The following is a 15,118-nucleotide window of genomic DNA, read 5'->3' as shown; positions in this document are numbered from 1 at the left end:
GCTCAGCACTCCTTCAGGCCGCTGGATAGATGCAGCACCCAGTCCACGACAAAGTTGACGCTGACGGTGATCAGCGCCACTGCCAGGGCCGGCAGCAGCGGGCTGATATCGCCGAAGGTGATCAGCACGGCATTGTCGCGGACCATGCTGCCCCAGTCGGCGGTCGGCGGCTGGATGCCCAGGCCCAGGAACGACAACGCACTGATGAACAGAAACACAAAGCAAAAACGCAGGCCGAACTCGGCAATCAGCGGCGCGGCGGCATTGGGCAGCACCTCGCGGCTGACCAGCCACCACAGCCCTTCCCCACGCAGCCGGGCGGCCTCGACGAAGTCCTGGACCACCACGGTCATCGCCACCGCCCGTGACAGGCGAAACACCCGGGTGGCATCGAGCAGCGCGATCACCAGCACCAGCGAGGTGGCGTTGGTGCCGACCACGCTGAGGATCAGCAAGGCAAAGATCAGCTGCGGGATGGCCATGAGGATATCCACCAGCCGCGACAGGCCCTGGTCGATCCAGCCGCCCCTGATCGCCGCTACCAGCCCGCAGAAACCGCCGACGGCAAAGGCCAGTAGCGTGGTCAGGAAGGCAATCCCCAGGGTGTTGCGCGCTCCATACACCAGGCGGCTGAACATGTCGCGGCCCAGGTTATCGGTACCCAGCAGGAACTGCCCGCCCCAAGGCGCAAAACCTTCGCCGACCACTTCAGTCTCGCCATACGGCGCCAGCACCGGCGCGAACAGCGCCACCAGTATGTAGGCAACAATCACCAGCAGGCCGAACTGGGCGCTCATGGGCGCCCGCAACAACGCTTTGATCAGGCTCATGGCTTACCCCTTCGGATGCATCAGGCGTGGGTTGCTGGCAATCGACAGCACGTCGGCCGTGGTATTGAGCAGGATGTAGGTGGCGGCGAAGATCAGGCTGCAGGCCTGCACCACCGGGATATCGCGCTTGGACACCGAGTCGACCAGTAACTGGCCGAGCCCCGGATAGACGAACACCACCTCGACCACCACCACGCCGACCACCAGGTAGGCCAGGTTCAGTGCCACCACATTGATGATCGGTGCCAGGGCATTGGGCAAGGCGTGGTGGAAGATGATCCGCGCCTGGCTGACGCCCTTGAGCCGGGCCATCTCGATATAGGGGCTGGCCAGCACGTTGATCAAGGCCGCGCGGGTCATGCGCATCATTTGCGCGACCACCACCAGGCTCAGGGTCAGCACCGGCAGTAGCGAGCGCTCCAGCACCTCGGCGAACGATACCCCCGGAGCCAGGTTGGAGATACTCGGCAACCAGTTGAGCTTGACCGCGAACACCAGGATCAGGATATAGGCGACGAAAAACTCCGGGAACGACACCGCGCTCAGGGCGCTGGTGTTGAGCAGGCGGTCGAACCAACTGTTGCGGTACAGCGCCGCGAGCATGCCCAGCAGCAAGGCTACCGGCACCGACACCAGCGCCGCCAGCAAGGCCAGGGTAAAGGTGTTGCCCAGGCGCGTGCCGATCAGCTCGGCAATCGGCCGCTGGTTGGCCAGCGACAGGCCCAGGTCACCCTGCAGCAGTTGCCAGGCCCAGTGGCCGAAGCGGGTCAGCGGCGGCAGGTCCAGGCCCAGTTGGGCACGGAAGGCAGCGACAGTCTCGGGAGTTGCCGCCTGGCCGAGCATGGCCTGGGCGACATCGCCCGGGAGCATGCCAACGGCCAGGAAGATGATCACCGACACCGCCAACAGCGACAACAGGCCCAGGGCCAGGCGCTGGAGCAATAGTTTGCAAAGGCTATTCACCGTACAGCTCCTCGAACAGGATCAACGAAGAAAGGTGCAAAAAGTGTCGGGCTTACGCCTGCCACCAGCGCTCGATCAAGCGCAGGCCATCGAGCTCGCCATAGGGCGCGGTCAGCCCGCCGTGGGCCACGCGCTTGGAGCGTGCGGCCACTGAGCTTGCGAACAGCGGCACGATCGCCCCGCCCTCGTCACGGCACAGGGCCTGCATTTCGTTGTACATCTCCTGGCGCAGCGGCGCGTTCATCTCGCCGCGAGCGGCGTTGAGCAGCTGGTTGAAACGGGCGTTGTCCCAGTGCGTCTCGTTCCAGGCCGCGCCCTTGGCGTAGCCGATGCTGAACATGCGGTCGGCGGTCAGGCTGCTGTACCAGAACGAGGTGGTGAAGGGCTGCTTCATCCACACATTGGAAAAAAAGCCGTCGGCAGGTTCGCGCACCACGTCGATGTCGATACCGGCCTGGCGTGCCTGCTCCTTGAACAGTACCGAGGCATCCACCGCTCCGGTGTAAGCGGCATCGGAGGCCTGCAGGCGCACCTTGAGCGAATCGACCCCGGCCTGGCGCAGGTAGAAACGCGCCTTGTCCGGGTCATAGCCACGCTGCTCCAGGGCGCTGTTGATGAAGCGACTACCGGGCTGGATCGGGTGGTCGTTGCCAATCTGGCCATAGCCATAAAGCACCGAGGCCAGCAGGGTTTCGCGGTTGATCGCATGTTTGAGCGCCAGACGGATGTTGTTGTCCTGGAACTGCTGGCTGTCGGTCAGCATCGGGAAGGTGTAGTGCTGGGCGCCCTTGGTCTCTTCGATGACCAGATTGGGGTTGCGCTTGAGCAAGGCGACAGTCTTGAGATCGACCTTGTTGATCACATCGACCTGGCCGGTGACCAGGGCGTTGACCCGCGCGGCGCCATCGGCGATGGCCAGCAGCTCGGCGCTGGCGAAATGCGCGCGGCCGGCTTTCCAGTAATCCGGGCTGCGCTCAAGGTCCATGCGCACGCCGGGTTCGAAGCCCTTGAGGCGATAACCGCCGGTGCCGATCCCGGCCTGCCAGTCGGCGGCGCCGTCCTTGGCGGGCATGATCACCAGGTGATAATCGGCCACCACGTAGGCGAAGTCGGCATTGCCCGAATGCAGTTCGAACACCACGGTGTCATTGCCCTGGGCGCTGACCTTGGCAACATCGCCGAGCACAGTCTTGGCCGCCGAGGTGGACTTGTCGCCCAGGTGATGCCCGATTGAGGCGACCACATCGCCGGCATCCAGAGTCTTGCCGTTATGGAAGGTCACCCCCTGGCGCAAGGTGAAGGTCCAGATGCGTGCATCGGGGCTGGATTCCCAGCGCTCGGCAAGCTCGGGGATCGCCGTACCATCGACGCCGATTTCGCTCAGGGTGTTGTACACCGCCGAGAAACCGACAAAGGTAAAGGTGTCGCTCCATGAACCTGGATCACGAGAATCGGTAGTACTGCCACCGGCCAGGCCCATGCGCAGCACGCCGCCCGCTTTCGGGGTAGCCTCCCCGGCCCAGCCGCGTTGCGGCAAGCCCATTGAAAACGCCCCGGCCACGGCAACCGCCGCGGCGCTGTACTTGAGAAAATCCCGACGCGGCAGGCCGCTGTCGTGCATCGCTTGAGTTATTTTGTTGTTGTTATCGCTCATGGCATTGCCTCTGTTGAACCGCAGAGAAAAGGATTCAGCCGACCTCGCACGCACTGATGCTAAATATTTGTAATTGTCATCGTGACAAATACATTAAGCTCAAAAACAGGTCGCTGCCAATCCCCTTTTCTTTACGAGCGAGGCTCTTGCTAGGCGGGGTTTTGTCAGTACTATCGGTTCGAAGGGGCAGATCGGAATGTCGCTACTGCCCTACCACTGAAGAGAGAATTCAAACTAGATGAGTCAGTCGACCCGCCTGATCACCGCCTCATACATCCTCTCGTTCGTAGCGGCCAACGCGCCGCAGAGGTTGCGTACCGAGACCATTGCCAAGTGGGTCAAGACTCATCCCACCCGGGTACGCAGTCTCGTGTCGTTGATGGTCAAAGCCAATATTCTGAAGTCATGGCGCGGCGCCCACGGCGGCCTGACCCTCGCACGCCCAGCCAGCGATATCACCTTGCGTGAGGTCTATGACGCCGTACAGGAAAGCTCGCTGATCGCCGAGAAGATCGACAACCCGTTCTCAGGCATGGAAGAACACTGCAAGGTATTCGATGTATTCACCCGCCTGTTCGCCATGCTTGAAGCCAACATGCGCCTGGACCTTGGCACTATCACCGCAGACCAACTGTTCGTTGCCTTCGAAAAGCCGCAGGAAAATGTCAGGCAGGCCTAAGACCTTAGGGCGCAATGCTCGGGGCCTTCATCAGCGCAGCAAATGGGCGCTTATCGCTCCCGCGCTCGATTGATATACACCACAGCACTGGATTTCATGAGGACCTGATAGACATCAGGATCCTCATAAAACCAATCAACGACAGCAACTCCTCAAGCCTTGGATGCAGGGGTCTGTTCCGCCAGTGCCACGGCACGGAACATTGCGCGACGCTTGTTCAGCGTCTCTTCCCACTCCAGGGTCGGCACCGAGTCGGCAACAATCCCGCCGCCGGCCTGTACATGCAGCTCGCCGTTCTTGATCACCGCCGTGCGAATGGCAATGGCGGTGTCCATGTTGCCGTTCCAGGCGAAGTAACCCACGGCGCCGCCATAGATCCCACGCTTGACCGGTTCCAGCTCGTCGATGATTTCCATCGCACGGATTTTCGGTGCGCCGGACAGAGTGCCCGCCGGCAGGATCGCCCGCAGCGCATCCATGGCCGTCAGCCCGGCCTTGAGCTGGCCGGTGACGTTGGAAACGATGTGCATTACGTTGGAATAGCGCTCGATGACCATCTTTTCGGTGAGTTTCACCGAACCGATTTCCGAGACCCGACCGGTGTCGTTGCGTCCCAGGTCGATCAGCATCAGGTGCTCGGCGATCTCCTTGGCGTCCGACAGCAGGTCCTGCTCCAGGGCCAGGTCGGCCTCCTCGGAGGCGCCCCGCGGGCGGGTACCGGCGATCGGCCGCACAGTGATCAGGTTGTCTTCGACCCGCACCAGCACTTCCGGCGAGCTGCCCACTACGTGGAAATCACCGAAGTTGAAGAAGTACATGTAAGGGGTCGGGTTGAAGCAGCGCAGCGCCCGGTACAGGTCGATGGGCGCCGCCGAAAAATCGATGGACATGCGCTGGGACGGCACCACCTGCATGCAGTCACCGGCCAGGATGTATTCCTTGATAGTGTCCACGGCCCGCTCATAGTCAGCCTGGGTAAAGCTGGAGCGGAACAGCGGATCAGCGGCCAGCTGCTTGCTGAAATCCAGGCCCGGACGCGGAGTGATCGGCTGGCGCAGTTGCGCCAGCAATTCCTGCAAACGTGCCTGGCCGGCTTCGAAGGCGTTGTCCTGGCCAGGGTCGGCCAGCACGATGGCGTGCACCTTGCCCGCCAGGTTGTCGAACACCACTACCGCGTCGGAGACCATCAACAGGATATCCGGCACACCGATCGGATCCGGGTTCGGGCACGGGCCCAGGCGCGGCTCGACATAACGCACGCAGTCATAGCCGAAATAGCCCACCAGGCCACCGTTGAAACGCGGCAGGCCGGCGATGGTCGGGACGTTGTAGCGAGCTTTGAATTCCTCGACGAAGGCCAGCGGGTCGGCCACTTCGTGACTTTCGATCTCCACGCCATCATGGGTCACGCTGACCTGGAAGCCGTGCACCCGCAGCACAGTGCGGCACGGCAGGCCGATGATCGAGTAACGCCCCCACTTCTCACCGCCCTGCACCGACTCCAGCAGATAGGAGTTGGGCTGGTCGGCCAGTTTCAGGTAGATCGACAGCGGGGTGTCGAAGTCGGCAAGGGTTTCGCAGGCCAGCGGGATACGGTTGTAACCGGCTGCGGCCAAACGCAGGAATTCTTCGCGAATCATGGGGTGCCTCGTGGCTTGAGGGTCTAACAGTCAGGTATGCAAACGTGCCGGCGGGGCCGGCCAGACAAAAATCAGGCGCGCCAACGCCAGCGGGCCAGGGCCTTGATGACTTTCATCCAGAGTTTGCGAGTGACCACCACGATGGAGTTTCCAGAATGGGATGGAACAGCGTCGGGCAACGTTATCTCAGCGGCAGGTTCTAAGCAACCGGGGATCAGCGCCCGCAGGTTGTCGATCACCAGCGCCGGCGACTCCTCGGCAATCGGCCTGCCGTGGTTGTAGCCGTAGCTCAGGGCGACGCACTTGACCCCCGCCGCCTTGGCTGCCAGCACGTCACTGCGCGAATCGCCGACGAACAGTGATTGCGAGGCCGGCACGCTGGCCATCTTCATCACAAAGAACAGCGCCGCCGGGTCGGGTTTCTTCTGCGGCAGGGTATCGCCGCCGATGATCCAGCGGAAATACCGACCGATTTTCATCTGGTCCAGCAAGGGGGCCACGAAACGCTCGGGCTTGTTGGTAATCAGGGCCATTTCCACGCCCTGCTTGTGCAGCCACTTGAGAGTCTCGCGCGCACCGGGATAGACCACGGTCAACTCGTGGCTGTCCTCGTAGGCGGTATTGAACAGCTCCAGCGCATACTCGGCCTCGACATCGTCGACACCCTGGGCCTCCAGGCTGTTGGCCAGGGCCCGGCGCACCAGCATGGGCGCACCGTTGCCAACCCACTCACGCACCGCCTCGACACCGGCAGGCTTGCGCCCCAGCTTGAGCAGCATCTGATCCACGGCGGCCGCAAGGTCCGGTACCGAATCGACCAGGGTGCCATCCAGGTCGAACATCACCAGCCGTGGCAGGCGCCCCTGGAACAGCTGCTCAAAGGCGCTCATGGTCGCGCCAACGCCAGTTCGGCACGCATCTTCTCGATGACTTCCTGATAGTTCGGCGCATTGAAGATCGCCGAGCCTGCCACAAAGGTATCGGCGCCTGCGGCAGCGATTTCGCGGATGTTGCCCACGTTCACCCCACCGTCGATTTCCAGGCGGATATCCCGCCCGGAGGCATCGATCAAGGCACGAGCCTCACGCAGCTTGTCGAGGGTGCCCGGAATGAACTTCTGCCCGCCAAAGCCCGGGTTGACACTCATCAGCAGCACCATGTCGACCTTGTCCATCACGTACTTGAGCACGTCCAGCGGAGTTGCCGGGTTGAACACCAGGCCGGCCTTGCAACCGCCTTCGCGGATCATCTGCAGGGAACGGTCCACATGCAGCGTGGCTTCGGGGTGGAAGGTGATGTAGGTGGCGCCCGCTTCGATGAAGTCACCGATGATGCGGTCCACCGGAGTGACCATCAGGTGTGCATCGATCGGCGCGGTGATCCCGTACTTGCGCAGCGCAGCGCAGACCATCGGGCCGATGGTCAGGTTCGGCACATAGTGGTTGTCCATGACATCGAAATGCACGATGTCGGCGCCGGCGGCCAGGACATTGTCCACTTCCTCGCCCAGACGGGCGAAGTCGGCGGAGAGAATCGACGGAGCAATAGCGAAGGGCTGCATGACGCACCTTTTTTGAGCAGAATCACGATGGCGCGCATTGTATACCTCATGCTTTGGAGCGCACACCGTAACCGCGATGATCAGTAGGCCGCGCGATAGATCTTCTCGATATCGGCGGGGCTCAGCCGGCGCGGGTTGTTGCGCATCAAGCGCTCGATACCCGCGGCCTCGACGGCCATGGCCGGGATCGCATCCTCGGGCACGCCGAAGCTGCGCAAGCCGCTGGGAATTTCCACCGCCGCACACAACGCTGCCATGGCCTCCACTGCCCGGTCGGCCGCCTCGCTGGCGCTCAGGTGCGCGGTCTGTACCCCCATGGCCTCGGCGATATCCTGCATACGCTCGACGCAGGCCATCTTGTTCCAGGTCATGACATAGGGCAGCAGCAAGGCATTGCTGACCCCGTGGGACATATGAAAGCGTCCGCCCAGGGGATAGGCCATCGCATGTACCGCACCGACCCCGGCATTGCCGAAGGCCATGCCGGCCATCAGGCTGGCAGTGGCCATGTCCTCCCGAGCCTGCAGGTGAGCCGGGTTGGCAAAGGCCTTGGGCAAAGCCTTGACGATCAGCTTGATGGCGCCGATGGCCAGGGAGTCGGTGATCGCGGAAGCATTGAGGGACAGGTAGGCCTCGATGGCATGCGCCAGGGCATCGACGCCGCTGGCCGCGGTGACACGCGGTGGACAGGTCAGGGTCATCTGCGGGCTGACCAGGGCCACGTCCGGCAGCAGGTAGTCGCTGATGATGCCTTTCTTCAATTGCGCGACCCGGTCCGAGAGGATCGCCACATTGGTCACTTCCGAGCCAGTGCCTGCGGTGGTGGGAATGGCGATCAGCGGCGGCCCCTTGCGCGGCACCTGGTCGATGCCGAACAGATCCTCCAGGGCGCCGTGATAGCCGGCATAGGCTCCGACACTCTTGGCGATATCGATGGCGCTGCCGCCGCCCAGGCCGATCAGCCCGTCATGCCCACCCTCGCGGTACACCTGCATGCAGTCCTCGACGATGGCGATTTCCGGATCAGGCTGCACCCGGTCGAAGACTTCGTAACTGCGCTCCCCCAGGTGGGCCAGCGCCAGCTCCACCGTGCCGGACCTGAGCAGGGCAGTATCGGTGACGATCAGCGGGTTATCGACATCCAGGCGGGTCAGCTCGGCAGCCAGTTGCTCGATGGCGGTGCTGCCGGTCAGCAATTTATGGGCGATCTTGAAAGAGGAAATACTCATGTGCGCAGCCTCTTATATAAAGGTGGGAGCCGGCACAAGCGTAGCTGGGGATTGCGCAACCGGGCTGTCGCGATGCCCGATCGGCATCACGACAGTGCTCACGTTACCCGCCAAGGCTCAGGCCACCTCGCTTTCCACCGCCCGGGCGGGCTTGGCCTGGGGCCCTGGCTGGGCATCCGGGACGGGAGTTGCGTCCGCGTCGCCCAGGTCCTTGCTGAAAGTCCGGTCGTTCTCGCCCTTGAAGAAGTTCTTGCCGTAGATCAGCAGGCACAGCACCACGCCAATGGCAAAGCCCCAACTGGCGCCCTTGATCGCCAGCACTGCACCGATCACCCCTGCGATGCCCAGGTCACGCTGGCTACGGGCCTCGAGAATGCCCAGGCGCACGCTGACGTAGCCCTGGATCAGCAAGGTCAGCGCCAGCGCGACCCCGAGAATAGGCTGCACCAGGGTCACTACCGGCAACAGCAGCAAGCCGGTGTTGGTGCCCCAGCGGAACGAACCCATACCGCCATAGATCGACTTCATGGCCTTGGGCCCGCCCTTGAAGCGCTCGATCACCACCACCAGCATCGCCGCCCATTTCGGCCCGCACATGGCAATGTCCGGACCGAAGATGCTCATGAATGCGTTGCGCCCGCCGAAGATCAGGTGCGAGCGGTCCGGGTCGTAGTCGACTTTTTCGTCGGTGCGGATCTGCTCGGCCTCGTCCAGCAGCACCTTGGCGCTGAGCACATCGCCAAAGACGATGATGTACACCGCGAGCATGGTCGGCAGCGCGCTGATGAACATCGACAGCGGCGGCATGCCCAGGCCGAACACCGTGTAGTTGTTCCACAGGCCGATGAAGTCCGGCTTGCTCAGGCCCCACTGGATGGTCGGCCACGGCGCTTCACCGAACAGCGGCGCCAGCACTACCGCCAGCAGGATGATCGGCAGGATGCCCAGCTTGGCGAAGTTCCACCAGAAGCGGTTGCGCAGCTTGAGCTGGGCAAAGTGCTGGGAAAAGATCAGGTAGAAGGCAATGGCGATGGAAATGGTCCAGGGAAAACTGTCGAACTTGCCGCCCACCTGGAACACCGCGGTCACCGCACTGAGCCCGGCGCCGACAATGATTCCCGACTTGATCGCCGAGGGCACGAAGCCCACCACCTTGCGCGCCATGCCGGTGGCCCCCAGGGCGATGGAGAACACCCCGAGCATCAGCTGGAAGGCAATCAGCGCGTGGACACGCTCCGGGCCCACGGGAAACTGCGCGCAATAGGCCATCAGCAGCGGCACCGCCGGGGTGATCCAGCCGGGCACCACGGGGTCGCCCAGCAGGTGGTGGGCCAGGTACAACAAGCCGTTGAGCATGACCACAGCCAAGGCCATCTCGAAGGGCATGCCGAGGAACTCGGTCATCAGTGGAGTGGCCGCCAGGTCGACGGCGCACATCAGCAAGCCTTGCAGGTAGTCCGGCAGCTCGAATTTGTAGTGGATAAAGGGCAAACGCACCTTGAACGGGCCAAGGGCGATGTACGGCGTTTCGTGCCGAGTGTCGGAAGGCGTTGGCATCAACTGCACCTGTCTTATTGGTATTGGTGGCGGTGTAAAGCGGCCCGCGCCAGTTGGCACGGGCAAGGATCGATCAATAGGCAGCCCGGTAGATCTGCTCGATATCGCCGGGGCTCAGTTGGCGCGGGTTGTTGCGCATCAGCCGCTGGATACCCGCCGCTTCCAGGGCCATGGCCGGGATCGCGTCCTCGGGCACACCGAAGCTGCGCATGCCCGTGGGGATGTCCACCGCAGCGCACAGCGCAGCCATGGCCTGGACCGCCTGCTCTGCGGCCTGGCCATCACTGAGCCCGGCGATCGGCAGGTCCATGGCCTGGGCGATATCGCGAAAGCGCTCGACACAGGCCATCTTGTTCCAGGCCATGACGTAGGGCAGTAGCAGCGCGTTGCTCACCCCGTGGGCGATATTGAAGCGCCCGCCCAGGGGATAGGCCAGGGCATGCACCGCACCGACTCCGGCATTGCCGAAGGCCATGCCGGCCATCAGGCTGGCGGTGGCCATGTCTTCCCGGGCCTGCAGGTTGGCCGGGTTGGCGTAGGCCTTGGGCAGCGCCCTGACGATCAGGCGGATCGCGCCCAGGGCCAGGGAGTCGGTGATCGGCGAACCGTTGAGCGACAGGTAGGACTCCACCGCATGCACCAGCGCGTCGACGCCACTGGCGGCGGTGACGCTGCGCGGGCAGGTCAGGGTCATCACCGGGCTCACCAGCGCTACGTCCGGCAGCAGGTAATCGCTGACGATGCCCTTTTTCAACTGGGCCACCTTGTCCGAGAGGATCGCCACGTTGGTCACCTCCGAACCGGTGCCCGCAGTGGTAGGAATGGCAATCAGCGGCGGCCCCTTGCGCTGCACCTGATCCACCCCGAACAGTTCTTCCAGCGCGCCTTCATGGCCGGCGAACGCCGCCACCGCCTTGGCGATATCAATGGCGCTGCCGCCGCCCAGGCCGATCAGGCCATCGTGGCCACCGGCCCGGTAAGCCTGGGTGCAGGCCTGGACTATGGCGATTTCCGGCTCCGGCTGGACCTCGTCGAAGATCCGGTAGGCGCGCCCGCCCAGGTGGGCCAGGGCCAGATCGACGGTGCCGGACTTGACCAGGATCGCATCGGTGACGATCAGCGGGTTGCTGATCTGCAGGCGCGCCAGTTCGGCGTCCAGCTGCTCGATGGCGCCCTGGCCGGTAATCAGTTTGTTGGCAATCTTGAACGCAGAGATACTCATCAGCTCGGCCTTGTTTAATTGTTGTGGCAAGAGCGCCGTCAGGCGGCCACTCTCGAATGGGCTCGCAGGCTGTAGAGCGAAAGCTGTGCCAAGATACGCAAAGCCTTGATCTACAAGGCTCTGGAAGGAAATCCAGGGGAATGACCGGGCCGTCGCGATTGAATTGCTGATCGCTGCAGGCAGCTCTGATCAGAATCCTAATCAGAGTGTTCCCAGCGCTTCATCTTCTGCACCACCGTGGCCTGGCTCACCCCCAGCGCCTTGGCGGCCAGGCGGGTGGTCTTGTGCAGTTGCAGGGCCGCGCGAATCGCCTGGCGCTCGGCGTTCTCCAGCACCTTGCGCAGCGGCAGGCGGCTGTCGTCGGTGTTGCGGGCCTGTTGCTCGATCAGGTCCTCCGGCAGGTCCAGGGCCTCTATCACCTGGCCGGAGCAGGTCACCACCAGGCGCTCCACCACGTTGATCAGCTCGCGGATGTTCCCCGGCCAGGCGTACTCGCCCAGCAGTTCCAGGGCTTCCAGGCTCCACTGCACCTGACGCTGATAGCGCTGGTTGAAGTGCTCCAGGTAGTACTCCAGCAAGGGGCCGATTTCCTCGCTGCGCTCGCGCAGGGCCGGGATCGCGATGGGCACCACATTCAGGCGGTAATACAGGTCGGCGCGGAACTTGCCCTCGGCCACCCGCTGCTTGAGGTCGTGATGGGTGGCGCTGATGATGCGCACATCCACCTCCTTGAGCTCCAGGCCGCCCACCGGAATGAAGCGGTTCTCTTCGATGACCTTGAGCAGCTTGACCTGCACCGCCAGGGGCAGATCGCCGATCTCATCGAGAAACAGCGTACCGTTGTGTGCCAGTTCCAGCAGCCCGCGCTTGCCCTTGCTGCCGGCACCGGTGAAGGCACCCGGGGCATAGCCGAACAGCTCGGCCTCGATCAGGTTCTCCGGCAGCGCCCCGCAGTTGAGGGCCAGGAACGGTTCGCGGGCACGAGCACTGGCGTTGTGGATAAATTGCGCCACCAGGGTTTTACCCACACCCGTCTCCCCTTGCAGCAGCACCTTCACGTCGCAGTCGGCCACTTGCCGGGCCTGGGCAAAGACCCGCCCGGAAACCTCCTGGTCGGCCATCAGCGGTGATTGCAACAGGTCGTCACGCTGGCCCGCATGCAGCCGCGCAGTGCTGGTGCGCAGCTGCTTGAGCTGCTGCAACTCGTCGCGCTCGCGCTTGATGCGCAGCAGCTCGGTCATGTCGCGCACGGTGCTGACCACATAGCGAATGCTCTGGTCGGCGGCGAGGATCGGCGTGGCACTGACCAGCAACTTCTTGCCGTGGCTGAGGCTCTGCATCACCGACACCGGCCGACCGTCCTGCAGTACCCGTAGTGAAGCGGACTGGGAAATCACCCCGCTCTTCACCAGCTCCTGCATCGGCCGCCCCAGCAGCTCGGCGCCATTCAGGCCGGTGAGGCGCTCGTAGGCCTGGTTGACCTTGAGGGTCTGGCCCTGGCCATCGGTGATGTAGACGCCGTCATGCAGCGCATTGAGCAGCTCTTCGAAACTGGCATCGTTGAAGTTCACCCGCGACTCCACAGTAAGCATGGGAAGCGCGCAGTTTACGGGTGAACGACAAGCAGAGGGGACGGGGCGGCCCAGACCTTAGTACAAGGCCGCCCGAGGGGCTCAGGCCTGAGCCGTGCGCAGTTTCTCGCTGCGCCCGCGCAGCCATTCCAGGGTCAGCAGCAGGATCACCGAGAAGGCGATCAGCAACGTGGCCGCAGCGGCGATGGTCGGGCTGAGGTTCTCGCGGATGCCGCTGAACATCTGCCGCGGCAGGGTGGCCTGCTCCGGGCCGGCGAGGAACAGGGTCACTACCACTTCATCGAACGAGGTGGCGAAGGCGAACAGCGCGCCACTGATGACCCCGGGGGCGATCAACGGCAAGGTCACCCGGCGGAATGTGGTCAGCGGCGAGGCACCCAAACTGGCCGCGGCCCGCACCAGGTTGTGGTTGAAGCCCTGCAGGGTTGCCGACACGGTGATGATCACGAAAGGCACGCCGAGCACCGCATGCACGATGATCAGCGAAAAGAAACTGTTGCCCATGCCCAGCGGGGCGAAGAACAGGTAGCTGGCCACACCGATGATCACTACCGGTACCACCATCGGCGAAATCACCAGGGCCATCACCAGCGCCTTGCCGGGGAAATCACCGCGGGTCAGGCCGATGGCCGCCAGGGTGCCGAAGACCATGGCCAGCAAGGTTGCGGCCGGCGCCACGATGACGCTGTTCTTCAGCGCGCGCATCCACTCGGCAGAGGCGAAGAAGTCCTGGTACCAGTGCAGCGAAAAGCCCTGCAGCGGGTACACCAGGAAACTGCCGGAGTTGAACGACAGCGGGATGATTACCAGCACCGGCAACACCAGGAACAACAGGATCAAGCCGCAGAGAATCCGCAAGCTGTAGAACCAGACCCGTTCGACGGGCGACATGTAGGGGCTCAGCATTTCGATTCTCTCCTTAGCTCAGGCGCAGGCGGCTTGCGCCCACAAGCCAGCTGTAAATCAGATAGAGCACGATGGTCGCCAGCAACAGCAGGCCGCCCAGGGCCGTGGCCATGCCCCAGTTGATGCTGGTGTTGGTATAGAAGGCGACGAAGTAGCTGACCATCTGGTCGTTCGGGCTGCCCAGCAATGCCGGGGTGATGTAGTAACCAATCGCCAGGATGAACACCAGCAGGCAACCAGCGCCGACCCCGGCGTAGGTCTGCGGGAAATACACCCGCCAGAAGCTGGCGAACGGATGGCAGCCCAGGGAGATCGCCGCACGCATGTAGGTCGGCGAGATGCCTTTCATCACGCTGTAGATCGGCAGGATCATGAACGGCAACAGGATGTGCACCATGGAGATGTAGACCCCGGTACGGTTGAACACCAGTTCCAGGGGCTTGTCGATCACCCCCATGGCCAGCAGCGCGCTGTTGATCAGGCCACCCGATTGCAGCAGCACGATCCACGCCGCCACTCGCACCAGGATCGAGGTCCAGAACGGCAGCAGCACCAGGATCATCAGGAGGTTGCTCTTGCGCGCCGGCAGGTTGGCCAGCAGGTACGCCAGGGGATAGGCCAGGGCCAGGCAGATGGCGGTGATCACCAGGCCCATCCAGAAGGTGCGGGCGAAGATGTCCAGGTAGATGGACTGGTCCGGGGTGGCCGGCGCCAGTTCGCCCAGGTCGTCGATGCGATGGTCCACCGCCGCCAGCAGGTAGTACGGGGTCAGGCTGCTGGTGTTGCGGCGGATCGCCTGCCAGTAGGCCGGGTCGCCCCAGCGCTCATCCAGGCTTTCCATGGCTTCTTTATAGGATTCGGGCTCGGCCTTGAACGGCAGGGCGCGAGCGGTCTTGGTCAGCAGGCTGCGGTAGCCGGCCAACTCCATGTTCAGGCGCTTGGACAGGTCGCCCAGGGTCTGATTCTTGCGGGCATCCGCCAGGTCTTCGCTCAAGGCCTTGTAGGCCCCTTCGGCGGGCAGGCCACGACCGTCCCAGGCACTCACGGCCGCCACAGTACGCGGCATGCCGCCGACCACTTCCGGGTTGCCGACGCTCTTGTACAGCAGCGCCACGATCGGTACCAGGAACACCAGCAGCAGAAACAGCACCAGGGGCGCGATCAGCGCCTGGGCCTTCCAGCGGTTGACCCGCTCGGCACGGGCCAGCCGCTGCTTGAGGGTCGGGCCGGTGACCGCGTTCAGGGGAACGGTGATGGTCATGACAAACTCCGCGAATCGATCTTT

Annotated in this window: 13 protein-coding genes; 1 reads left to right on the top strand and 12 read right to left on the bottom strand. The window is 63.4% G+C overall.

Going from position 1 to position 15,118, the window contains the following annotated elements:
• Window positions 1-2: 2 nt before the first annotated feature.
• The 3 genes from F6S12_RS01450 to F6S12_RS01440 are packed head-to-tail and all read right to left on the bottom strand — an operon-like array spanning window position 3 to window position 3,447.
• Window positions 3-830: an ABC transporter permease gene (locus F6S12_RS01450; protein ID WP_011063803.1), complete on the bottom strand. Its 828-nt coding sequence runs from the start codon at window positions 828-830 to the stop codon at window positions 3-5.
• Window positions 831-833: 3 nt separating this feature from the next.
• The gene (locus tag F6S12_RS01445; protein ID WP_315868675.1) at window positions 834-1,793 is read right to left on the bottom strand and encodes an ABC transporter permease; all 960 of its coding nucleotides are present in this window, start codon (window positions 1,791-1,793) and stop codon (window positions 834-836) included.
• Window positions 1,794-1,845: 52 nt separating this feature from the next.
• On the bottom strand, window positions 1,846-3,447 hold the full coding sequence (locus F6S12_RS01440; RefSeq protein ID WP_011063805.1) for an ABC transporter substrate-binding protein: 1,602 nt from the start codon (window positions 3,445-3,447) through the stop codon (window positions 1,846-1,848).
• Window positions 3,448-3,685: 238 nt separating this feature from the next.
• Here F6S12_RS01440 and F6S12_RS01435 point away from each other — a divergent pair, with 238 nt between their 5' ends.
• Window positions 3,686-4,126 (top strand): Rrf2 family transcriptional regulator, encoded by a 441-nt coding sequence (locus F6S12_RS01435; RefSeq protein WP_011063806.1) that lies wholly within the window; start codon window positions 3,686-3,688, stop codon window positions 4,124-4,126.
• 152 nt (window positions 4,127-4,278) lie between these two features.
• Here F6S12_RS01435 and trpE read toward each other — a convergent pair whose 3' ends face one another.
• The 9 genes from trpE to F6S12_RS01390 all read right to left on the bottom strand — a co-directional run bounded on the left by trpE (window position 4,279) and on the right by F6S12_RS01390 (window position 15,094).
• A complete protein-coding gene (gene trpE / locus F6S12_RS01430; protein ID WP_011063807.1) occupies window positions 4,279-5,766 on the bottom strand; it encodes an anthranilate synthase component I in 1,488 nt (495 codons plus the stop codon).
• Window positions 5,767-5,837: 71 nt separating this feature from the next.
• On the bottom strand, window positions 5,838-6,656 hold the full coding sequence (locus tag F6S12_RS01425) for a phosphoglycolate phosphatase (protein WP_011063808.1): 819 nt from the start codon (window positions 6,654-6,656) through the stop codon (window positions 5,838-5,840).
• Complete coding sequence (rpe, locus tag F6S12_RS01420; protein ID WP_011063809.1) at window positions 6,653-7,327, bottom strand: ribulose-phosphate 3-epimerase; 675 nt, start codon at window positions 7,325-7,327, stop codon at window positions 6,653-6,655. The genes F6S12_RS01425 and rpe overlap by 4 nt, the downstream gene beginning before the upstream one ends.
• An 80-nt stretch (window positions 7,328-7,407) precedes the next feature.
• On the bottom strand, window positions 7,408-8,556 hold the full coding sequence (locus F6S12_RS01415) for an iron-containing alcohol dehydrogenase (RefSeq protein ID WP_011063810.1): 1,149 nt from the start codon (window positions 8,554-8,556) through the stop codon (window positions 7,408-7,410).
• A 117-nt stretch (window positions 8,557-8,673) separates the two neighbouring features.
• Window positions 8,674-10,113, bottom strand: coding sequence for a hypothetical protein (locus F6S12_RS01410; protein ID WP_315868674.1), 1,440 nt, complete (start codon window positions 10,111-10,113; stop codon window positions 8,674-8,676).
• A gap of 73 nt (window positions 10,114-10,186) precedes the next feature.
• Window positions 10,187-11,335 (bottom strand): iron-containing alcohol dehydrogenase, encoded by a 1,149-nt coding sequence (locus F6S12_RS01405; RefSeq protein WP_123472691.1) that lies wholly within the window; start codon window positions 11,333-11,335, stop codon window positions 10,187-10,189.
• Window positions 11,336-11,532: 197 nt separating this feature from the next.
• The gene (locus F6S12_RS01400; RefSeq protein WP_011063813.1) at window positions 11,533-12,906 is read right to left on the bottom strand and encodes a sigma-54 interaction domain-containing protein; all 1,374 of its coding nucleotides are present in this window, start codon (window positions 12,904-12,906) and stop codon (window positions 11,533-11,535) included.
• Between the two features lie 102 nt (window positions 12,907-13,008).
• Window positions 13,009-13,833 (bottom strand): ABC transporter permease, encoded by an 825-nt coding sequence (locus tag F6S12_RS01395; protein ID WP_011063814.1) that lies wholly within the window; start codon window positions 13,831-13,833, stop codon window positions 13,009-13,011.
• A 13-nt stretch (window positions 13,834-13,846) separates the two neighbouring features.
• Complete coding sequence (locus F6S12_RS01390) at window positions 13,847-15,094, bottom strand: ABC transporter permease (RefSeq protein WP_011063815.1); 1,248 nt, start codon at window positions 15,092-15,094, stop codon at window positions 13,847-13,849.
• Window positions 15,095-15,118 lie beyond the last annotated feature (24 nt).

This window comes from Pseudomonas sp. JV245A (assembly GCF_032424515.1).
GTDB classification, from domain to species: Bacteria; Pseudomonadota; Gammaproteobacteria; order Pseudomonadales; family Pseudomonadaceae; genus Aquipseudomonas; species Aquipseudomonas protegens.
Note: the sequence above shows the minus strand (reverse complement) of the source record. Positions and strands in the feature narration are given on the sequence as shown.